At 66.5% G+C, this 21148-nt stretch carries 18 protein-coding genes; 11 read left to right on the top strand and 7 right to left on the bottom strand.

Going from position 1 to position 21148, the window contains the following annotated elements:
* Nucleotides 1-30: 30 nt before the first annotated feature.
* Nucleotides 31-306, bottom strand: coding sequence for a hypothetical protein (locus tag AC3A6P_RS27325; RefSeq protein ID WP_487695283.1), 276 nt, complete (start codon nucleotides 304-306; stop codon nucleotides 31-33).
* Between the two features lie 593 nt (nucleotides 307-899).
* Between AC3A6P_RS27325 and AC3A6P_RS27320 the strand changes: the two genes are divergently transcribed.
* Nucleotides 900-2051, top strand: a complete 1152-nt coding sequence (locus tag AC3A6P_RS27320; RefSeq protein WP_487695282.1) for a GDSL-type esterase/lipase family protein — start codon at nucleotides 900-902, stop codon at nucleotides 2049-2051.
* Nucleotides 2052-2310: 259 nt separating this feature from the next.
* On the opposite strand, the gene AC3A6P_RS27315 is transcribed toward AC3A6P_RS27320, so the two are convergent.
* From AC3A6P_RS27315 to AC3A6P_RS27305, 3 genes are read right to left on the bottom strand one after another with little or no spacing between them, the layout of a single operon-like run.
* The gene (locus AC3A6P_RS27315) at nucleotides 2311-3396 is read right to left on the bottom strand and encodes an NADP-dependent oxidoreductase (protein ID WP_487695281.1); all 1086 of its coding nucleotides are present in this window, start codon (nucleotides 3394-3396) and stop codon (nucleotides 2311-2313) included.
* A 41-nt stretch (nucleotides 3397-3437) separates the two neighbouring features.
* Nucleotides 3438-5063 carry an AMP-binding protein gene (locus AC3A6P_RS27310; RefSeq protein WP_487695280.1) on the bottom strand — a complete coding sequence of 542 codons (1626 nt, stop codon included), beginning with the start codon at nucleotides 5061-5063 and terminating at the stop codon, nucleotides 3438-3440.
* A 15-nt stretch (nucleotides 5064-5078) separates the two neighbouring features.
* Complete coding sequence (locus AC3A6P_RS27305) at nucleotides 5079-5825, bottom strand: gamma-glutamyl-gamma-aminobutyrate hydrolase family protein (RefSeq protein WP_487695278.1); 747 nt, start codon at nucleotides 5823-5825, stop codon at nucleotides 5079-5081.
* A gap of 190 nt (nucleotides 5826-6015) precedes the next feature.
* Here AC3A6P_RS27305 and AC3A6P_RS27300 point away from each other — a divergent pair, with 190 nt between their 5' ends.
* Complete coding sequence (locus AC3A6P_RS27300; RefSeq protein ID WP_487695277.1) at nucleotides 6016-7572, top strand: APC family permease; 1557 nt, start codon at nucleotides 6016-6018, stop codon at nucleotides 7570-7572.
* A gap of 40 nt (nucleotides 7573-7612) precedes the next feature.
* Here the strand turns inward: AC3A6P_RS27300 and AC3A6P_RS27295 are convergent, their stop codons facing one another.
* Nucleotides 7613-8353: a FadR/GntR family transcriptional regulator gene (locus AC3A6P_RS27295; RefSeq protein ID WP_487695275.1), complete on the bottom strand. Its 741-nt coding sequence runs from the start codon at nucleotides 8351-8353 to the stop codon at nucleotides 7613-7615.
* 192 nt (nucleotides 8354-8545) lie between these two features.
* Between AC3A6P_RS27295 and AC3A6P_RS27290 the strand changes: the two genes are divergently transcribed.
* The 9 genes from AC3A6P_RS27290 to AC3A6P_RS27250 all read left to right on the top strand — a co-directional run bounded on the left by AC3A6P_RS27290 (nucleotide 8546) and on the right by AC3A6P_RS27250 (nucleotide 18168).
* A complete protein-coding gene (locus tag AC3A6P_RS27290; protein ID WP_487695273.1) occupies nucleotides 8546-9268 on the top strand; it encodes an SDR family NAD(P)-dependent oxidoreductase in 723 nt (240 codons plus the stop codon).
* Nucleotides 9265-10536 (top strand): YlbE family protein, encoded by a 1272-nt coding sequence (locus tag AC3A6P_RS27285; RefSeq protein WP_487695271.1) that lies wholly within the window; start codon nucleotides 9265-9267, stop codon nucleotides 10534-10536. The genes AC3A6P_RS27290 and AC3A6P_RS27285 overlap by 4 nt, the downstream gene beginning before the upstream one ends.
* On the top strand, nucleotides 10533-11279 hold the full coding sequence (locus AC3A6P_RS27280) for an SDR family NAD(P)-dependent oxidoreductase (protein ID WP_487695269.1): 747 nt from the start codon (nucleotides 10533-10535) through the stop codon (nucleotides 11277-11279). Before AC3A6P_RS27285 ends, AC3A6P_RS27280 begins: the two co-directional genes overlap by 4 nt.
* A 30-nt stretch (nucleotides 11280-11309) precedes the next feature.
* Entirely contained in the window at nucleotides 11310-12251 is a 942-nt protein-coding gene (locus tag AC3A6P_RS27275; RefSeq protein WP_487695268.1) for an alpha/beta hydrolase, read from the top strand.
* Entirely contained in the window at nucleotides 12251-12991 is a 741-nt protein-coding gene (locus AC3A6P_RS27270; RefSeq protein ID WP_487695266.1) for an SDR family NAD(P)-dependent oxidoreductase, read from the top strand. The genes AC3A6P_RS27275 and AC3A6P_RS27270 overlap by 1 nt, the downstream gene beginning before the upstream one ends.
* Before the next feature lie 20 nt (nucleotides 12992-13011).
* Nucleotides 13012-14490, top strand: a complete 1479-nt coding sequence (locus AC3A6P_RS27265) for a flavin-containing monooxygenase (protein ID WP_487695264.1) — start codon at nucleotides 13012-13014, stop codon at nucleotides 14488-14490.
* 110 nt (nucleotides 14491-14600) lie between these two features.
* Complete coding sequence (locus AC3A6P_RS27260) at nucleotides 14601-16016, top strand: glutamine synthetase family protein (RefSeq protein ID WP_487695263.1); 1416 nt, start codon at nucleotides 14601-14603, stop codon at nucleotides 16014-16016.
* Nucleotides 16017-16020: 4 nt separating this feature from the next.
* Nucleotides 16021-17187 (top strand): hypothetical protein, encoded by a 1167-nt coding sequence (locus AC3A6P_RS27255; protein ID WP_487695262.1) that lies wholly within the window; start codon nucleotides 16021-16023, stop codon nucleotides 17185-17187.
* Nucleotides 17188-17250: 63 nt separating this feature from the next.
* The gene (locus tag AC3A6P_RS27250) at nucleotides 17251-18168 is read left to right on the top strand and encodes a LysR family transcriptional regulator (RefSeq protein ID WP_487695260.1); all 918 of its coding nucleotides are present in this window, start codon (nucleotides 17251-17253) and stop codon (nucleotides 18166-18168) included.
* On the opposite strand, the gene AC3A6P_RS27245 is transcribed toward AC3A6P_RS27250, so the two are convergent.
* On the bottom strand, nucleotides 18169-19305 hold the full coding sequence (locus tag AC3A6P_RS27245; RefSeq protein WP_487695258.1) for a PrpF domain-containing protein: 1137 nt from the start codon (nucleotides 19303-19305) through the stop codon (nucleotides 18169-18171).
* Between the two features lie 152 nt (nucleotides 19306-19457).
* Nucleotides 19458-20846 (bottom strand): SLC13 family permease, encoded by a 1389-nt coding sequence (locus AC3A6P_RS27240; protein ID WP_487695257.1) that lies wholly within the window; start codon nucleotides 20844-20846, stop codon nucleotides 19458-19460.
* Nucleotides 20847-21148 lie beyond the last annotated feature (302 nt).

Raw genomic sequence — 21148 nt, 5'->3', positions numbered from 1 at the left:
CGGACCCGCCCCGTTCATCGACAGTGACGCCTAGCTGCCGTAATCGTCGCGGCCGGTGTCCAACGTCGGCTGAGGCGCCACCACCGGGGGAGTGAAGGGGTCATTGGGGGCGTTGGGGTTGGGCGCCTTCTCGGTGGGGCTCAGCGGTGCCTCCGTGGTCGTCGTGGTTGTGGTGGTGGTCGTGGTGGTCGACTCTTCGGGGGCGTCGCTCTCGCTGCTGCACGACGCGGTCAGGCCGATCATTGTTATGACGGCGACACCGCCCGCCGCTGCCGCAATGCGACGACCCAGACGATTCAATGCCATGTTCAGTCCTCTACTCGTTGCTACGTGGTATCTCCGGTCACTGCGATGGCCCGCAAACCCCGTGGACAGACCTATCCTAAGATCAGGATCGAGATCACGGGGTGTAACGCAACGCTGTCTCGGCGCATTCCCCCTGCTTCACCTTCCTCTACAGTGGTGCGAGCACCGACAAATCCGCCGAACCGGCGTTACCGTGCGGTGCATGACGATGACCGTTTTTGGTAGGAGCGACCGGTCAGAAAGTATCAGTTCCCCTGTGGCAGAGTTGTTTTCGGTCGACGGCACAGGCAGCGGCGGCCGCAGGGCCGTCACAGCGGTTCGTAGCCGGCACGTATCTTGGAGTAGCGCGGGGGTGGGCCTCAGTCACGTGACGAAACCGCCTACGCAGTCTCGACTCAGCGGCAAGGCGGTGGCTGGCTCGTTCGTGACAAGCCCTTGAAGGGCGCGGCCGAGCGCTCCGAACTCGGACACGACGGTGAGGAAATGTCAGTGGGTGTCAAGTGCGAATCCCACGATAAGGGCAGCTCAGGGACCCTGTTTAGCCCGCGTCGGGGGACCCGTAGCGTGTCACTACGACCTCGAGGAGTCTCGGCATGATTTCGCATTCCATCACCATCGAGCTGCTCCGCGGACTCGCGGACCTCGAGGACACCGGCCGTGGCCTGCTTCCGCACCGCCTGCCGCGTGCCGCTCGGGCGCGATGCGACGACCCACAACTGTTGAGTGCCGAAACGCAGCCCTCTGGTGTACGCCTGGTGATGCGCACCGCCGCGACCGTGATCGAACTCGACATATTGCGGACACGCGTGGTGCTGGTGGGCGTACCGCCGCGTGCCGACGGCGCCGTGGATCTGCTGATCGACGGTCAACAGGTTCAGCACGCGACGGTGTTCGGCGGCGACCTGGTGCGTATCGACCCGTCGACGGGCGCGACCGAGGTGGAGCCGGGCGAGGTGGCGACCCTGCGCTTCGACGGGCTGGCGCCGGGGGACAAGACAGTCGAGATCTGGCTGCCGCATTACGAACGAACGGAACTGGTGGCGTTGCGCACCGACGCACCGATCACGCCCGCTCCGGCGGCCCGGCCCGTCTGGGTCCACCACGGCAGTTCGATCAGCCAAGGCTCCAACGCGGAAACCCCCAGTACCACCTGGCCCGCATTGTCGGCCGCCGGGGCCGGCCTTGACCTGGTGAACCTCGGTTTCTCGGGCAGTTCCATGCTGGACCCATTTGTGGCCAGGGCGATTCGCGATCACCCTGCCGACCTGATCAGCGTGAAGATCGGCATCAACCTGGTGAACTCGGACCTGATGCGCCAGCGGGCGTTCGGCCCCGCCGTGCACGGGTTCCTCGACAGCATCCGCGACGGGCACCCGACCACACCGCTGGTCGTCATCGGGCCACTGCACTGCCCGATCCACGAATCCACTCCGGGGCCGGGCAGTTTCGACGTCGAGGCACTGGCGGCGGGCGTGGTGCGCTTCGTCGCGCTGGGCGACCCCGCCGACGCCGTGGTACCGAACCCGGGACTCCGTCGCCTCACGCTGCGCAGCATCCGCGAACAGCTCACCCAGATCGTGACACGGCGTCGGGCCGAGGATCCACACCTGTCCTACGTCGACGGTCTCGATCTCTACGGACCCGGTGACGCAGCGACGCATCCGCTGCCCGACAACCTGCATCCCGATGCCGCCACCCACCGGCTCATCGCGGAGCGGTTCGTCGCACTGGCCCTGAGTCGGTAGCGCAGGAGGTCGGGCCGTCAGACAGCTTGTCCGGGAACCTATTTCAAATAACAGGTGACTGGGGCCGTTCGAGTGTCGGCGCCGACAGCATGGCTGCCGGGCGCAGCAGCGAGCCGGTCCACGCCTTGGTCCCGGTGGAGAACACCTCGCCTGAAGTAGATCTCTTCGAGGACCGTGGGTAGTAGTCCGAGTGCCCCCGGGAGGAGGCCGGTAGCACAGCGTGATCACCCGCCGAGCACGGCCCGTCGACCGGTGAGGTCTATGCAGTGCAGTGCGACGGCTCGGCGATCTGCAGCAGCTGCTTGCCGAAGTTCTTGCCGTCGAACAGCCGGTTCAGGACGTCCACGGTATCTTCGAGATCGCCCTTCTGGACGTCGTCGGCCCACACCAGGGCGCCGTCGCGGATCCACGTGGCGAGGCGGGCGGCCGCGTCGTCGAACTGGTCCAGGAAATCGGTGACGATGAAGCCGAGCATCTTGGCGCTGCGCACGGTGATGGTCGACAGGTTGGTCGGCCCGTAGGCGGTGGCTTCGTCGGAGTATCCGCTGGAGATCCCTCCGCACAGGACGACGGTGCCGCGCTGGGCGATGTTGCTGATGCCGGCCTCGAGGACCTGCCCGGCGACGTTGTCGTAGAACAGGTTCACCCCGTTCGGGGCCAGCTCGGCGATACTCTGCTTGATGTCTTGGGACTTGTAGTCGATGGTCGCGTCGAAGCCGGCGACCTCGGTGAGCCACCGGGTCTTCTCGGGGCCTCCGGCGATGCCGATGGTGGTGGCACCGGCAAGCTTGGCGAGCTGCCCGGCCACCGAACCCGTCGCCCCGGCGGCGCCCGAGATGAGCACCACGTCACCGGGTTTGGGCCGGCCCAGCTCCAGCATGCCGAAGTATGCGGTCAGCCCGGTGGTGCCCAGCACGCCGAGGACCGCGGTGGGGGCCAGGCCGTCGGGAATCCGGCGGGCCGCCGGCAGGTCTCCCGCGTCGCCTCGGATGTGTTCGAGCTCACCGACGGTGCCCTCGGCGACGTGGCACAGCGCGTATTCCTGCCAGCCGAAGTTGCCGTGCACCAGCGTGCCCTCCGGTACACCGGGATGGGCGCTGGCGACCACCTCCCCGATGGCGTGGCCGCGCATGACAGCCCCCAGCCGGACCGGTGGGGCATAGGAGGGGCCGTCGTTCATCCAGCCCCGCATCGCCGGGTCGAACGCCAGCCAGAGGACCTTGACCAGCACTTGCCCGGAAGTCGGTGCGGGAGTGCGCTGTTCGTCGACGGTGAAATCGGATTTGCTGAGGGTCCACACGGGACGCTGGGTCAGCAGCATCCGGCGGTTGGTGTACTCGGCCATGGAGATTTCCTTTGCTCGGGGAATTACGGAAGGGGCGGGGCTCAGCCGCGGATCAGACTGGAGGTCTGCGCCCATTCGGCAGCGCGCAGTTCGGTCTTGAGAGTCTTGCCGGTGGACGTCTTCGGGAGTTCGGCCACGAATGCGATGTCCCGCGGGGCTTTGTACGCCGCCAGTCGTGTTTTCACGTGCGCGACGATGTCCTCGGCGCTGACCTGGGCCTGTGGGGCGGTCACGACGAAGGCCTTCGGGCGCTCACCCCATGTGTCGTCGGGAACCCCGACGACGGCGACCTCGACCACCGCGGCATGGGACATCACCGCCTGTTCCACTTCGACGGAGGAGATGTTCTCACCACCGGAGATGATGACGTCCTTGGCCCGGTCGAACAGCTGGACGTAGCCGTCGGCATGCCGCACGCCGAGGTCGCCGGAGTGAAACCAGCCGCCGGCAAACGCCTTCCGGGTCTGCTCCGGCTCCAGGTAGTAGCCCTTCATCACGATGTTGCCGCGCATGACGATCTCACCCATCTCGGATCCGTCCGCGCGCACGTCGACAAGCGGCCCGGTGCCGTTTTCGGCCGCCGGCCGGACGACGCGCATGTCGTCGGAGCAGAGCATGCCGACGCCCTGGCGGGCCAGTCGTGTTGCGAACTCGTCGCGGGGCAGTTGCTCCCAGCCGGGCTGCACCTCGCAGATCGCGTACGGTCCATAGGTTTCGGTGAGGCCGTAGACGTGTGTCACCGTGGCGCCCAGCCCGCGGACGGCCCCGATGGTGGCCGGGCTCGGTGGGGCACCCGCGGTGGTGATGGTGACGGGGTGGGCCAGCTCGTGCGCTTCGGGCGCATTGGTGAGCGTGGTCAGCACGGTGGGGGCTCCGCTGAAGTGGGTCACCGCCAGTTCGTCGATCAAGCGCCACATCGCGTCACCGCGCACCGCGCGCAGGCACACATGGGTGGCGGCTACCGCGGTGACTGCCCAGGGATGACACCACCCGTTGCAGTGGAACATCGGCAGCGTCCACATGTAGCGCGACTCGGCGGTGAAACCGTTGTGCACCACTTGGTTGAGCGCGTTGAGGTAGGCGCCGCGGTGGGTGTACATCACACCTTTGGGTCGGCCGGTGGTGCCCGAGGTGTAGTTGATCGAGATGGTGCTGTCTTCGTCGTCGACCTCCCACCGCAGGGGATCGTCGGCACCGCGGTTCAGCAGGTCGGCGTAGGTGGTGGCCGGCCACAGGCCGGCATCGTCGCCGTGCTCGTCGGGGAGTTCGACGATCTCCCGCACCGTGGCCAGGTCGGTCTCATGCAGTCCGGTGCGCTGCAGGTGGGCCCCGTCGGCGAACAGCAGCTCGGCTCCGGAGTGGTCGCAGATGTACTGGACTTCCGGCGCCGCGAGACGGGTGTTGATGGCCACCAGCACGGTGCCGGCCAGCGGGACCGCAAAATGGGCTGCCAACATCTCCGCGGTGTTGGAGGCCAGATACGCCACGCGTCCGCCGGGCGCCACCCCCGAGGCCCGGATGGCGTGGGCCAGCCGGGTGACGTGCGCCGCCAGCTGTGCGTAGGTGAGGCGGCGGTCGCCGTCGATGACGGCGATCTTGTCGGGGAACACCGATGCCGATCGGTCGAGAAATCTCAGCGGGCTCAGTGCGACGTCGAGGCCGGTCATGGGTTGTCCTCCTGGTTAGCAGCACGCGCTGACGGCCGAGGAGCGCTCGGCGCAGCAGTTGACGAAGTTTCGCAGCAGGTTTTCGGATCGAGAGTCGTTGAGCCACAGGATCTCCGGGTGCCATTGGACCGCCACCAGGTTGGCGGAGGCGATCTCGAACGCCTCCACCAGTCCGTCGTCGGCGGTCGCGGTGGCACGTGCATCGGGTGCCAACGTCAGGAACCCCTGATGATGTTGGCTGTTGACCTCGACGCGCCCGTCTGCACCCAACCACTCTGCCAGCCGGGTGCCCGGTTCGACGTGAACCGAATGGGCGGGCAGGTCGAGTGCCTCCTCGGAGACCCGGTGGGCCAGCGTCGTCCGGCAGTCGCGGGCCAAGTCGGCGATCAGTGTTCCGCCGAGTGCCACATTGGTCAGTTGTGCCCCGCGGCAGATCGCCAGGACCGGGGTGCCGGCCTGGAGCGCGATGTTCAGTGCGGTGATCTCGTTGTCGTCCAGGGCGCGGGGGCCGGCCTCGATGAGTGGGTCGGCGCTGTCGCCGCCGTACAACTCGGGGTTGACGTCGGATCCGCCGAGCAGGACGAGTCCGTCGGCCATGCCGATCAGTTGGTCGAGATCTGTTCGCGGGTAACGGCAGTCGATGGTCAGCGGGGCTGCTCCGGCGGCGACGATACCCGCCAGCATCGCCCGCCAGTGGTGGTAACGGCGCAACACGTCGAAATCCATGGTGACGGCCACTACGGGCTGTCGCGGTTGGGTCATGACACCCCTTCTTCGAAAGGTGGACCCGCGCTGTACCGCGGGCCCAGCGAGCATATCCACCGCTTTAAGGTCTAGTCAATGGCTCTTTTGCCGACACGGTATGCGCCAGGTCACATTTATGGTCTACTAATTACTTCTTTAGTCCATTTGGGCATTGTCTCGAACATCAAACAGCAGGAAGGGATTCGACGTGAACGCTGACCAGACAGGGCCGAGCGGGCTGGTGCCCCAGGCGGCCGAAAGCCCCGCACATCTCAAACGAGGCGCCGTCGGTCTCGCCGGCGTCGTGTTCATGGTGGTCGCCTTCTCGGCGCCCATCTCGGCGATGACCGCCAACCTGCCCGTCGCGGTCGGATTCGGCAACGGTGCCGGAGCCCCGGCCGGCTTCATCATCGCCACCGTGGTGCTGACCATCTTCAGCGTCGGGTTCGTGGCACTGGCCCGGCACATCACCGCTGCCGGTGCGTTCTACACCTTCGTCGCGCGGGGCTGGTCCAGGACGCCGGGCCTGGCGGCGGGGGTGATGTCGATGTTCGTCTACATGATCATGGAAGCCGGCGTGATCGGGCTCTTCGCCACCTTCGCCCAGCAGGCCGCGTCGACCTACCTCGCGGTGGACGCGCCCTGGTGGGTGTATGCCCTGGTGGCGGTGGCAGCCATCGGCGCCCTGTCACACCGCGACATCTCGGTGGCGGCGAAGGTGCTGGGCGTCGCGCTGGTCGCCGAGATCGGGATCCTCACCCTCACCTCGGTCGCCGGCCTGATCCAGGGACCGGGCATCGCCTGGAGTTCGCTGAACCCGGTGGCCGCGGTGCACACCAACGGCGTGGCCGGCGGGGCGGTCGGCCTCGGCCTGCTGATGGCGTTCTGGTGCTGGGTCGGGTTCGAGGCCACCGCGATCTACGGCGAGGAATCCAGGGATCCGAAACGGATTGTTCCGCGCGCCACGATGATCGCGGTCATCGGGATCGGGGTCTTCTACACCTTTGTCGCGTGGGCGGTGATCAGCGCCAACGGTCCACAGCAAGCCGTGACGCTGGCTTCGAGCGCCAGTCCGTTCGAGTTGCTCTACACCCCGGCTCGTGAGTACGCGGGGCCGTGGGCGGTGACCGCGTTCGAGCTGCTGGTACTGGCGGGCACGTTCGCGTGCGCGCTGGCGATCCACAACTCTGCCGCCCGGTACCTGTTCGCCTTCGGCCGGGATGGTCTGCTGTGGAATCGTCTCGGTCAGGCCCATCCGCGGCACGGCTCCCCGTGGATCGCGTCGTGGACACAGTCGCTGTTCACCGTGCTGCTCATCCTGGTCGCGGTGCTCACGAAGTCGGATCCCTATCTCATCCTGTTCACCCTGGTGGCCATTCTGGCCACCCTGTGCCTACTCGTCGTGCAGGTGATGTGCTCGATCTCGGTGATCACCTACTTCCACGTCCAGAAACAGCACCCCGAGACGGCCGGCGTGTGGCGCACCCTGGTGTGTCCCCTCATCGGCGGTGTGGGGATGGGGTTCGTGATCTATCTGATGGCGTCGAACATGGCCGTGGCGGCTGGTGCTGCTTCGGGATCGCTGTTCTTCAAGTCCATTCCGTGGATCGTCATCGGCCTTCTCGTCGGCTCACTGGCGACGGCGACCTACCTGCGGCGGGTGCGGCCCGACCTCTACAGCCGGATCGGCCGCACCGTCTTCGACGACGCGGAGCTTCCCGTGGAGAGCGCCTCGGCTGCCGACGGCGATCTGATCCGGGAGTGAGGGCGGTGGGAGGTGGCGGCGGTACCGCCACCTCCCACCGTCAGCGCTGGCGCAGCCAGGACTCCACCGTCTGGCGGGTGGTGTTGATGTGTTCGGTCATCTTCGACGACGCCAGTTCCGGGTCCTTGGCCTCGATCGCGTCGACGATGGCGTCGTGGAAGTCGTTGGCGTTGGGCTCGACGTGGTGGAAGATCGCCCCGACGGGCAGCCACATGGCGCGGCGGGCGTTGGCCACGGCATCGAACAGGTACTCGTTGCGGCAGGATTCTGCGATCTTGAGGTGGAACGCTGAATCCAGCGACTGCCACTCGGTGATGAGGTGGGGGGTGTTGGTGTCGGACAGTGCCCGGGCGATGTGAGCGTCCATGGCGGCCAACAGTTTGCGTAGCTGGGTGACATCGGTGGCGCGTCGGCGCTCGGCCGCCAGCCGGGCCGCACCCGACTCCACGATCACCCGGTAGTCGAAGGCGTTGCGAAGGGTCACCCGGTTGTCGCGCATCGCCCGCCGCGCCGCGGCCTCGTCGTGCGGGGGGGCCAGCACGGTGACCCCGCCGTTGCGGCCGCGCTTCACCGACACCAGGCCTTCACGGTCGAGGATGGTCATGGCGGCACGGACCACGGTGCGCGAGACGTCCAGCATCTCCGAGAGGTCGCGTTCGGTGGGCAGCTTGTCACCGGGCTTGAATCTGCCCAACTCGAGGGCGCGCCGGATCTGATCGACCACCAGCTCATGTGCAGGGATCTGCCGTACCCGGCTGAGCTCGAGCTGCTCCAGTGTCATCGGCCGACTTCCTTTCGGTGTGGTCTCAGATTAGCCGATCAAGCAGCTTCTAAGTGCATTTGAACCAGTCAATAGTCCACTGCATCTCTGAACCCCCGCTTACATTTTAAAGAACTAAAGACTTGACCTTTAAGTGTTTAAGTCGCATGCTGGACCGACAAGCGATCGACATCTCCAGAAGGGATGAAGAGGTTGAACACCTTGGTCATCGTCACCGGCGGAGCCGGTGTCATCGGGCGGGCAATATGCCGGCGGCTGGCTCGCAGCGGGTACCGCCCGGTGGCCGCCGACCTGCCCGCAGCCCTGCGCAGCGGCGACTCCGAACGCGCCGACATCCCCGAAGTGGCGATGGACATCACCGACCCCGGCAGCGTGCAGCGCGCAGTCAGCGAAGTCGTCGCCGAAGGCGAGACGGTGTCCGGTCTCGTCAATTGTGCTGGTGTACTGCGCGATTCCTTCCTCGGTGAACTGGACGAGTCCAAGCTCGAACTCATGTTCCAGGTCAACATCGCGGGCACGGCGCGCGTCACCAACGCCGTTGCCCCGCTGCTGGGCGAGGGCAGCGCGATCGTCAACGTCGGCTCACTCACCGGTCACTTCGGCCGGTTCCGGGGCGCGTCCGTCTACGGCGCCACCAAAGCCGGGATCGCCGCCTACACTCGCTATCTCGCCGAAGAGCTGGCCCCCCGCGGTATTCGTGTCAACAACGTCGCACCCGGAGTCATCCGCGCGCCCATGAGTGCCTCGATGGCCCGGGTCTCCGGCGGCGAGGAAGCCAGCGCGGCACACGCCATGCTCAAGCGCATCGGCGAACCCGAAGAGGTCGCCGACGCGGTGGAATTCCTGCTGTCGCCGCGCGCGTCGTACATCACCGCGCAGACCCTGCTGGTGGACGGGGGGACCGTCGCATGGTGACCGCAACACAGCCGGCCGCCGGTCAGATGAGCGTCGAGCAGGCCAATGACGAAGCCTTCCGGCGTCTCGACGCCGCCGACCCCTGGGTGGTGGACGTCGCCACCGCCGGCGATGTGCTGCCCGGGTACCGGCCCAACCTGGTGTTGACCTCCGGTGCGCCGATGCCGTGGCAGAACTACACCGGAGGCCAACGCGAAGCGCTGATCGGCGGGGCCCTGTTCGAGGGCCTGGCCTCGACCCGCCAGGAGGCCATCGCCGGGTTCGCCGACGGCAGCATCGAGATCGGCAGCTGTCACGACTACGCCGCGGTCGGTTCGCTGGCCGGCATCTACACCGCCTCGATGCCGGTCTTCGTGGTGGAGAACCGGACCCACGGCAACGTCGGGTTCTGCAACTTCTACGAGGGCAAAGAACCGCGCCGCCTCAACTACGGCTGCTACGACGCCGGGGTGCACGAGCGGCTCCTGTACGTCAACACGGTGCTGGCGCCGGTGGTGGGCGAGGCCATCCGCCGCCGCGGCGGAATTGCACTCAAACCGCTGATCGCGCGCGCCCTGCGCATGGGCGACGAGGTGCACAGCCGCAACGCCGCCGCCTCGGTGCTGTTCAACCGGGAGATCCTGCCCGCCATCCTCGACATGGTGACCGACGGCATTCCCGGCGTGCGCGAGACCATGCTGCACCTGGCCGAGAACGACTACTTCTTCCTGCGGCTGTCGATGGCCGCCGCAAAGGCCTCGGCCGACGCCATGGCTGTCCCGGGTTCCACGCTGGTCTCCGCCATGGCCTTCAGCTGCCGGGGCTTCGCCATCAAGCTCGCAGGCCTCGGCGACACCTGGTTCGAGGGACCCCCGCCGGTGCACGAGGGCAAGCTCTTCGACGGGCACACCGAAGACGAGATCACCTGGATGGGCGGCGAATCGCCGATCACCGAAACCGTCGGACTGGGCGGTTTCGCGCAGGCCTGCGCGCTGTCCCTGCAGGACTACCAGGGTGGCTCACCCGAGGTGATGATCGAACGCAACCGCGAGATGTACCGGATCACCCACGGCACCAACACTTCCTACCGCATTCCACTGTTCGCCTTCGAAGGCACCCCCACCGGCATCGACGCCCGCAAGGTGCTGGCCACCGGCATCTCACCGGTGATGGACGTGGGCCTGGCCGGGCGCGACGGCGGCCAGATCGGCGCCGGGATCATCCGGGCCCCCCGCGAATGCTTCGAGGCCGCCCTCGACACCCACACGGCCACCTACGGGCCGTCATGAGAACACACGCGCTGACGTTCGCCGGTACCTCCGCGGTGGTCACAGGCGCGGCGTCCGGCATCGGCGCGGCCACCGCGACCCTGCTCGCCGACGCCGGTATCCGCACGCTGGCACTGGACCTCACCGCGCCGCATCACCGCCGCGCAGACGATCTGCTGGTCGGCCGCGCCGTCGATGTCCGCGACGCCGCTGCACTGAAAAGCGCACTGCACCAGGTGTTTCCGGAGGGCAACCTGAACTATGTGGTGAACTGCGCCGGGGTGCCCGCGCACACCGGGTTCCGGGGTGTCGGCGCGGGGAACTGGCACAGGGTCCTCGACGTCAACCTGATCGGCGCCTACACCGTGATCGACAGCTGCGCCGACCTGCTGGCCGCTCCCGCCGCGATCGTGAACATCACCTCGATGGAGGCCACCCGGGTGATCGCGCTGACCAACCCCGACCCGAACCCGCAGTACGCCGCCTCCAAAGCCGCGCTGGCGATGCTGACGAAAACCGCCGCCAGAGCCCTGGGCGAGAACATCCGGGTCAACAGCATCGCCCCCGGTTTCGTCGCGACACCCATGGCCGCCGAGCACGGCGACACCACCACCCTGCCGCCGCAACTGGCGGCCCGCACCGTCGTGAACCGGTGGGCGCACCCGGCCGAGATCGCCGAGGCCGTCGCGTTCCTGCTCAGCGACCAGGCGAGCTTCGTCACCGGCTCCGACCTGCGCGTCGACGGCGGCTTCGCCACCACCTGACCGTACTGCGGCCCGACAGAAGGAGATTCGATGCCCATCGATCCGACAGCCCAGAAAATGCTCGACGACGCCCGCGCCTCGGGCCGGCCCAACGCCCACCTGCTGCCGGTCGAGACCGCCCGCGCCAACTTCGAGGCGACATTCGGAGCCCTGGCCAAGCCCGACGTCGCGCGCGCCGTCGACGTGCTGATCCCCACCCGCGACGGCGACAAGATCCGCGGTCGGGTGTACCTGCCCGTCGAGTCCGGCGATCTCCCGCTGACCCTCTACTACCACGGTGGCGGCTGGCTGCTGGGCAGCATCGACTCCCACGACACCACCACCCGGTCACTGGCGCTGTCGTCCCGGTCAGCGGTGCTCTCGGTGGACTACCGCCGCGGGCCCGAATATCGTTTCCCCACTGCCGTGTACGACGCGATCGACGCCCTGCACTGGGCGCGCAGCGACACCGCGGACCTGCAAGCGCTGGGAATCGACCTGACCCGGGTGGCGGTGGCCGGCGACAGTGCCGGCGGCAATCTGGCCGGCGCGGTGGCCCTCGCCGCGCGTGACAGCGCCATCGATCCCCCGCTGCGCCACCAGTTGCTGATCTACCCGAGCGCCACCAGCGACCTTTCGATCGGCTTCGATGACGACTACGAGGGCGTGATGCTCGAGCGCGACGAATTGAAATGGCACCAGCGCAACTACTTCCGGACCCCAGACGACGCCGCCGATCCGCGGGCGTCCATTCTGAACGCCGTCCACCACGGTTTGCCACCCACCACCGTCATCCTCGCCGAATGCGACCCCATCAAACCGCAAGGGGTGCTGCTGGCGCAGGCGTTGGAGGCCGCGGGCGTCGACCTCGACACCCGCGAATACCCGGGGATGATCCACGGTTTCTTCGGGCTCGACGAGATCTTCCCCACCGCCACCGACGCGATGACCTACGCGGGTGCGCGTCTCTCGGATGCTCTGGAGCCCCGCTGATGACCCGCACCGCGGTGGTCACCGGAGCCAACGGAGGTATCGGTGGCGCCATCACCAGCCGTCTCCACGGTGATGGTGTCCGTGTCATCGCCACCGACGTCAATCCAGTTCCCGCACAGAGCCTCCCGGACGGCGTGACTTATGTGCCGTTGAACCTGCTCGACGCGGGGGAGGGATTCGAGCAGGTGTTCGCCGAGGTGGGCGACGGCGGGCTGGACCACCTGGTCAACGCGGCGGGGCTGGCGATGTTCGACCGGGACGGCTCCATCGTCGATCACGAGGACGAGGTGGTCTGGGACCACACCCTGGGGGTCAACCTGCACGGGCTGCGGCGGCTCACCGTCGGGGCACTGCCACACCTGCGCCGGGGCAGTGGCAAGAGCATCGTCAACGTCGCCAGTGTGGCCGGCCTGCGCGGTATGGACTCTCCGCTGGATGCTTATCAGGTCAGCAAGGCCGCAGTGGTGTCGCTGACGCGCGCCCTGGCGCTGCGGCTGGCAGGGGAGGGCATCCGGTGTAACGCGCTGTGCCCCGGCGCAATTCTCACCCCGATGATCGAGCCGATCTATCAGCGCTCGCCCGAGCGCCGCACCGACATGGAGCGGCGCACACCGCTGGGGCGACTCGGCATGCCGGCCGACGTGGCCGGCGCCGCGGCATTCCTGCTCTCCGACGATGCCGCCTTCATCACCGCCACCGAACTCGTGGTCGACGGTGGCTGGTCCGCCCAACTCAAATAGTCGAACAGAAGGTGATCTCAATGAACACAGACGGGGCTTATCGGCCACGCGTGGCCATCATCGGTGCCGGATTCAGCGGCATCGCCGCGGCGGTCGCCCTCAAGAGACAGGGAATCGACGACTTCGTGATCTTCGAACGCTCAGCGGGACTGGGCGGGACCTGGCGGCACAACACCTACCCGGGTGCCGAAGTGGACCTCGAATCACACATCTACTCGTTCTCCTTCGAGCGGTACGACTGGACTCGCACCCATGCCGGCTGGCGGGAATTGTTGACCTATCTGCAGTACGTCGCGCAGAAGTGGGACCTGTTGCCGCACATGCGCTTCAACGAGCAGGTCGAGCAGGTGAGCTGGTCTGACGAACGCCAGGACTACACCGTGAGGACTGCTTCGCAGGCCGACCACGGTCGCTTCACGGCGGTCATGAGCGCTGTCGGTTTCCTCAACACACCCGCCAAACCGCCCTTCGTCCGGGAGGAACACGATTTCACCGGGCCGGTGTGCCACACCTCGGAGTGGCGCGACGGGCTGGACATGGCGGGCAAATCGGTCGGGGTGCTCGGAACGGGTTCCTCGGCCGTCCAGATCGTCACCGAGGCCGAGAAGGTGGCCTCCGCCGTCACCGTGTTCCAGATCGAGCCCAACTGGATGCTGCCCAAGGAAGCCCGCGACTTCAGCCCACTGGAGCGCAGGCTCAACCGGCTGTGGCCGGTGTACGCCTACCGCAGGGTCAAGCTGTACGTCGACTACGACGTGCGCCAGCACCAGGCCCGGCATGCCCGGCCCGACAAAGCGCTCAACAGGAAACGCCGGGCTGCTGCACTGGCCTATCTGCACCAGGAGATGTCCGATCGCCCGGAGCTGCTCGAACTACTGACTCCCGACTTCCCGATGGAGGGCCGCCGGACCGTCATCAGCGACACCTACTATCGGGCGCTGAAGAGCCCGAAGGTCAGGCTGGTGCCGCACGCGGTGAAGGGGCTGTCGGCCCGCGGCGCGGTGGATGCGGACGGCGAAGAACATCAGCTCGACATGATCGTGCTCGCCACCGGATTCCAGGCCCATCAGTACCTGAGCACCTACAAGGTATCGGGGGAGAACGGCGTCGACCTGCACGAGCGGTGGGCCGACGGAGCCGAAGCCTTTCTCGGCACCATGGTGCCCGGCTTCCCGAACTTCTTCATCATGTTCGGCCCGAACACCAATGTCGTTCCGCTGGTGGCGTTCTACGAAGCGCAAGCGAGATTCTCGGCCGGCCTGATCGCCCGCGCTGCCCGCGAAGGCAAGCGGCGGATCGAGGTGCGCCGGTCGGCGTTCTACATCTACAACGACTGGGCGCAGAACCTGCTGGCGAAAACGGTGTGGGCGACCACGGAGAGCTACTTCCGGGCCGGCGCGAACCGCACCGGGAAGGTCATCTCCCAATGGCCGAGCAGTCCCACCCTGTACCTGCTGGCGATGCGACTGCTGCGCCGCATCGCGACGACGCTCACCTGAGCCAGTAGCGAACCTTGACCCAGATCACAAAACCACTATAAAGTAGACCTTAAGCACATCACGGCCCAGCCGGCCGCCGAGACGCCTCAGGACGATTCCAGGAGAACCTCATGACAGTTCGATTCGATGCCTCGGTGACCACCGGTGCCACCAGCACCAACGGCCACCGCCGGCGGCGCGGGGTGTGGTCGCTGTCGGCGCTGCGCGAAGCGGTGGACGACGGCAGGATCACCAAGGTGCTGATGGTGGCCGCCGACAACATCGGCCGCCCTCTCGGTGAGCACTTCCCGGCCCGGCGCTTCCTCGATCACGTCGACGATCCCTCGTCGTTCCGCATCCCGCTCATGGTGTGGCAGCTCGACATCGAGCAGGACCTCAACCCCGACCTCGAGCACGTCGGTGGCCTGAGCAACGGCGGTCCCGACTGCTTCCTGCGGCCCGACCTCGACACGCTGCGGGTGCTGCCGTGGATCCCGGATACCGCGTTTGTCATCTGCGATCCCATCCTGGCCGACGGAACGGTCCTCGAGATCGCTCCCCGGCAGATCCTCAAGCGCCAACTCGACCGCCTGGCCGCACACGGCGCCACCGTGCAGTGCGCCTCGGAACTGGAGTTCTACCTGTTCGGGCAGAGCTACGAGGACAGTTGGGAGTCCGGCTACAAGAGCCTGACGCCGGCCTCGCGTTTCAAGGCGGCCTATGATCCGCTGGCGGCGGTGAACAACGAACCGTTCATCAACGCGGTGGTGGACCAGATGGAACTTGCCGGCGTCGAAATCGAGGCGCTGTCATGCGAATACGGCATCGGCCAGCAGGAGATCAACCTGACCCACACCGACGCCCTCGAGATGGCCGACCGCCATTTCATCTACAAGTTCGGCGTCAAGACCATCGCCACCAGGATGGGCAAGTCGGCCACGTTCATGGCCAAATGGGACGGCGCCGACGTGGGTAGCTCCTGCCACATCCACACCAGCCTGTGGTCCAGCGACGGTGCCACTGCGTTGGGCGACAGTCCGCTGTTCGACGGGTTCGTCGCCGGGCTGGTGGCCGACGCCCGCGAACTGTGCCTGCTCTATGCGCCGAACCTCAACTCTTACCGGCGTTTTCAACCGAACTCGTTTGCGCCCACCACCGTCGCGTGCGGCAACGACAATCGCACGATGTCGTTCCGGGTCATCGGCGAGGGGCCGATGCGTCGGGTGGAGAACCGCATCCCCGGCGCCGACGTCAATCCCTACGTCGCCATCGCGGCAGCTGTCGCGGCGGGTGTCAACGGTATCGAGGCGCACCGCCCGTTCCCCGACCTGGTTGACGGCGATGGCTACGCCCGCCGTGACCTGCCGCAGCTGCCCACCTCGCTGCCCGAGGCGCTGGCACTGTTCGGTGACAGCGATTCTGCCAAGCGTGCTTTCGGTGCCGAGGTGCACAACCATCTGCTCACGGTCGGACAGGGCGAGATGAACGCCTTCCTCACCCAGTCGGTGACTGATTGGGAGCAGCGCCGCTACTTCGAGCGGACGTGAGAGCTTGTCGCAGGCACTGACTTACAACAACCTACTGGGACACCTGGTCCGCAGCGACCCCTGGCTGGAGCAGGGGCAGTCGAGCTATGAACTGGCCTTCGCCGCGCTGGACTCGGCCGACTTCTCCCGCGCCAGAGACTATGGAGCGATCACGGTCCAAGAGGCATCGGAAGCCTATGAACTGTACGCGTTATGGCTTGATCAGATTCCGCAGGTGCTGTTGGACAACGGTATTGATCAAAATCTGCTGAGCCGTTCGATGAGCCAGCTCGTCTCGACCATCGGCGATCACGCCCTTGATACGGGTTGGGCAACCTATCAAAGCCTCATCGAGGCGTTCGCCGACGCATGCCACAACGGCGACGCCCCCATGGCAGGTAGTCTCCTCGACGAGGCGCGTGGCACCTGGCAGCACCATCACGACCGCGCCTGTGACACCATCTGCGGGCTCTTCGACGTCGCGGCGGCCGCCATGGGGGAGGCGTTCATCGGCGAGCTGTGGGACATCCTGCTCGCGGGAATGTACGAGCGCTCCGCGCGGGTGTACCACCCCGCCAATCTGTCCTGGGCGCAGGCGGTGGAACGATTGGTGCTCGACATCTTCGAGGCGACACGCGGTCATCTCACCGGTCCACGTCGGGACGGCGCATTCTCCGTCGTCGAGGAGGAATCGCGGTGGGTGATCACGTTCGCCCCCTGTGGATCGGGTGGTAGAAGTTACGCACCGGAACCGGTCGGCCCTGCTGCGGCGCACCCGGCGGACGCGGCCGGTGCACGTTCGGTGACCACCGAACGGCATGATTGGGCCTGGAACCGCACGGGTGTGTGCCTGTACTGCGCGCATTGCTGCCAACTGCAACAACGTGCCCCGATTGCGCGACTCGGCTTCCCACTTCGGGTGATCGATCCGCCGATCCAGGGGCAAGACCCGGTGTGTACATGGTCCATCTACAAGGACCCGGCCCGCGTCCCGGACAAGGCTTACACCAGCGTCGGGTTCGAGGCGCCGGCGCGCCGCGAGCCAAACACGCACACCGGGCGCGCCGACTCCTGCGCGGTACGGCCCGCCGACGTAGTTCACCATCCGCAGCTACGCGAAGGCTCGCACGGAGTGATACCCGCCGCGAGGCACAGTGGGTCCTCGTGCGGTGCACCAAGAGCTCGGCCGTAACCTGGGGTGCCGGAACCGCGCCGGTCGGAGGTGCATTGGTTCGCCGATACCACGGAGGTCGACATGCTCGACATGAACAGGCTGTTCACCCTTCGTGAGGTGGCTCAGCACGGGTCGATCACTGCGGCCGCAGAAGCGCTCGGTTACACGACGTCGGCTGTGTCACAGCAGATTGCGAAGCTGGAGAAGGAGGCTGGACAGCCGTTACTGGAGCGACATTCCCGCGGGATCGTGTTGACCGATGCCGGCCGTGCGGTAGTCCGCCACACTGAACGCATCCTGATCGAGCTCCAAGCCGCAGACGCCGAATTGGCGGAGATTCGGGGCCTGCGTGCCGGCGTACTCGCGATAGGGACGTTCCCGACAGCGGGGGCGTCATTGCTGCCGCTCGTGGTCAAGGAGTTCAAGACCCGCCACCCGGGTGTCGAACTGACAGTCCTCAGTGGCCGCTTCAATCAGCTGGTGGACGCACTGCGGCGGCGTGAGACGGAACTGTCGCTGCTCTGGGACTACGAGTGGAATCGCGTCGATGACCCGACGCTTGTCTGTCACCACTTGATGAACGATCCCACCATGCTGTTGGTTTCGGATCGGCACCGCCTCGCCGACCGGGATTCTATTCGGATCCAAGAACTTCGGGACGAGTCGTGGGTGGTGCGCGCAGACGATCACCCGGTAGCGCAGACCCTCGAGAAACTCTGTCAGCAAGGCGGTTTCACACCGCGCACCAGTGTATTCGCGCATGATTACGGTGAGCTGCAGGCCATGGTGGCCGTCGAGTTGGGTGTTGCGATTGCTCCCCGGCTGGCGGTTCTGAACCCGCGGCCGGATGTCCGGTCCATCGCTCTGGCGCGGCCCCCTCAACGCAGGATCTTGATCGCGCACCTCGCGGAGCGGCGGCTCAGCCCGGCCGCGCAGGAAGCCATCGCGGTGAGTGCGGCGGCAGCTCACCGCCTGGAGGATGGCTTCAGAACGCCATGATCATCGGGCGGCGCCGATCAGGTCTCGAGCGGGTTCGGTCACGAACAGCTCGGCCGAGGCGATGCGGCGTGCCGCGCGGTGCAAGGTCACCGAGTCCAATGTGCCGTCGACAGAGGCGGTCAGATCGACGTGGAGAACTCCGGCCGGTGTTCCGAGACGGATCGAATTTGATTGGCCCACAGTCATGACCGAGGATACAGTTCCGCCTCTGACGGTCGAAGCCGCTGCCACGGCGACGGCAGACGTGAGCCCGATTGCGGGATGTGGGGCCAACATCGACAACATGCGGACCGACACGTCGTAGTCGCCCGCGCTGATCAACTCACCGGTGTTGGTCCGGTAGTCCCGCGGCGGACCGACGATTCCCACCTTCGGGATGGCATGCGATATCGGATCACCCGGTTGGCTCAGTCCCATCCGCAGCGACGATGCCCGCCGAAGCTCGACCAGCAGGGGCACGTGATCGGCGACGACCGAATTGTCCTCGGCGCCGGTCAATCCGACGTCCGAGGCGTCGAACAACGTCGCCGGCGCGCCGGCGGTGACCATAGTGGCGGTGTAGCCGGCCCCCGCCACCGTCACACGGTCGACGGTGTTGCCGGTGGGCAGCAGCGTGCCGATAGAGCAGGCAAGGCCGGTGAACGTCAAGCCCACCGGAACACCGAGGGCGCTGGTCCCGGGCACGGTGGCGTCACCCTCGGTGGGGACCGCGCGGTTCGGCGTGGCGATCTCCGCCATGAGTACAGCGCCGGTGTTCTGGTTGCGCATCCGCACCGTGGTCATCACCGGATCCACCGCGACGAGCCCCGACTGCAGGGCGAACAGGCCGATGGCGGTGGCGCAGTTGCCGCAGTTGCTGCCCCACTCCACCCGGCGTTCACCGATGGCGACCTGGGCGAAGAGATAGTCGATGTCGATCCCTGAGGTCTCGGAGCGGCGCACGATGGCCGCCTTGGAGGTTGTCGAACTACCGCCGCCCACGCCGTCGAGCTGGCGGGGGTCGCCCGACCCGAAGGCCGAGGTCAGCATCGCGTCAAGGCCGCCTGCTTGGGTCAGCAGCGGATCGACGTCCACTGCGTTGAACAGCCAGCATTTGCTGGTGCCTCCGCGCATCCATGTTCCTCGGAGAGTGAACATCGGTTCCTTCCTTTCGGATGAAGTGGCCATGCTGGTTGACCCGATGCAGCTGCGAAGTGGCCGTGTATTCAGCCTGGCGCAGATCGGGGTGAAGAACAATCAGGAATGTGTGGATGAGGGTTCAGCTGAGCTAAACCCTCATCCAGGGTCGATCAGAGGAAGCCGGGCGCTACGACCAGCAGCAGCCAGCACAGCGCCGGTGCCACCGCGACGACGATGCCCGCGTTGAGCAGCAGCTGGCGGTAGAACCGCGGCCGCTCGATGCCCTGGGCGTTGGCCAGCACGAGCGCGCCGTTGGTCGAGAAGGGTGACACGTCGACCACGGTGGCTGAGATGGCCAGCGCCGCAACCAAACCGACGACGGGCAGGGCGCCGGTCTGCAGCAGCGGCAGTGCCAGTGGGATCACGGCCGTCAGCAGCGCGGTGGAGGAGGCAAACGCCGAGGTCACTCCGATCACGTAGCAGAGAACGACCGCGACGACCAGTGGAGCGCCGATGGTGATCGCCATTTCCGCCAGGTGGTCGATGGTGCCGATCTCCTGCATGAGCGAGATGTAGGTGACCATGCCGGCGACGAGCAGGACGGTGGACCAGCTGATTCCTGCGATGGCCTCGTTCTGCTTGGACAAGTCGGTGAAGGCCAGGATTGCGCCTGCTGCGATGGCGATGAAGCTGATGGGCAGGTGGAACACCAGGACCAGGACGAGGACCGCGGCGATCAGGAACAGCGTCAGCTTCTGGACGAATGTCACCGGGTGGACCTGGGTCTCGACGAGGACATCGGTCTGTGCAGGGCGGGTGAGCACCTGGGTGCCGGTCCCCCCGGACGCGCCGCCGCCGGTAGGTGCGGCGGGACGGACGGTGGGTGCACCGGTTCCGCCAGGGTTGCCGGTGGCCGCCGCCGCGGAGCCGGTGGCGCTGAACTCCAGGTTGCGGGTCCGGGCCAGTGCGGCGTAACCGATCACGGTGAGCACGGAGAGAAGCAGGTTGATCCCGTAGCTGGACAAGAACAGGGTCCACGGGCTGATGGTCAGACCGCTGGATTCAACGATGTCGCGGACCAGGACGCCGGACACTGAAATGGGGGAAAACGCCCCGGCGTGGGCTCCGTTGATGGTCATGATGCCCATGACGAGCGGGCTCATTTTCGTCCTGGCGGCGAAGGACATCGCCGCCGGGCTGATGAGCGCGACCGCGGCCGGGCTGAACGTTCCCAACGCGGTGAGCACTGAGGCGGAAAAGAAGAACACCCACGGCACGATGGTGACCTTGCCCCGGACGGCCCGGATGCAGGCGTTCACCATCAGGTCGATGGTTCCGTTCTTCTTGGCCATGCCGAAGAAGTAGGTGACGCCGATGATCGTCAGGACGATCGAGCTCGGAAACGCGGCAAGGATTTCCTTGTCGTCGTAGCCGAGCATGAACGCCCCGACGCCGAAGGCGCCGATGAAGCCCAGGATGCCGATGTTGATGGGGAAGAACGTCGCTATGACGAACATGGCCACCAACGCGATCAGTGGCAGTACTTCGACAGAGGTCATGGCTTTCTCTCAGTTCCAGGGAGGTGGCGCGAAGGACGATTCGGCGGCCACACTGGCCGGGGGTGCTGCCCGGGAATCGACGTGACATCACCGGGGAACGCAGCGGCGCTGGTGGGCCAACTGAGTCGTCGCGTGCCGCAGTTTGGTCCGGAATCAGCAGAAAACGGCCGGCGGCCTGGGTGTACGTCGCCGGACCATGAATCGCGATGACCCCGGCTGAGGGGAGCAGCTGTGTCCTCTGGCATGTCACATCCTTCGTTGATCATTACGCAGATCACACTAGGAACGGCACGCCTTTACAA

The sequence above is a fragment of the Mycobacterium sp. Soil_C_30 genome, assembly GCF_057656995.1.
Note: the sequence above shows the minus strand (reverse complement) of the source record. Positions and strands in the feature narration are given on the sequence as shown.